The sequence below is a fragment of the Mycobacterium sp. UM_WGJ genome (genome assembly GCF_000455125.1).
Lineage (GTDB): Bacteria > Actinomycetota > Actinomycetes > Mycobacteriales > Mycobacteriaceae > Mycobacterium.
The window spans coordinates 1-536 of sequence record NZ_AUWR01000114.1 but is presented as its reverse complement, the minus strand read 5'-3'; the positions used below and the strand labels follow the sequence as shown (position 1 = coordinate 536).

Below are 536 nucleotides of genomic sequence, written 5' to 3'. Positions count from 1 at the left end.
GTAAGGGTGGTGCCGGGTTTGACGCGGTCGCTGAGGGCGCGGGTGCTGGTGTCTCGGGCACCAATGGTGGCGCCGGTGGTGACGGTGGTGCCGGCGGTACTGGTGCCAACCCGGGTGCGCACGGCGTCGGTGGTGTGGGTGGCAATGGTGGTTCGGGTACCGATGGCGCCAATGGCGGTGCTGGTACCACGGGCACCGCGCAGGACCGTACCGGTGGCGCGGGCGGCAATGGTGGCGATGGTGGTAACGCCGGTGCCGGTGGCGCCGGTGGTAGCTCGGGCGCGACCAACGCCGCCAGTGGCACCAATGGTTCGGCCGGTAAGGGCGGTAACGGTGGCGCCGGTGGTGGCGGGTATGACGCGGCTACGGATGCGACTGCTGCGGCAGGTACCTCGGGTGGCAATGGTGGTGTCGGTGGTAACGCCGGCCATGGTGGCCTGCAGGTCGGTGGCGGCCACGCTGCCGATGGCACGGCCGGTGTCGGCGGCAATGGTGGTGGCGGTAAGGACGGTGCCGTCGGTGCGGCCAGTCATACC

Annotated in this window: 1 pseudogene; it reads left to right on the top strand. The window is 70.7% G+C overall.

Annotation, left to right across the window (positions count from 1 at the left end):
* Nucleotides 1-536, top strand: a pseudogene (locus N416_RS24190) (PE family protein); the annotation flags it as partial.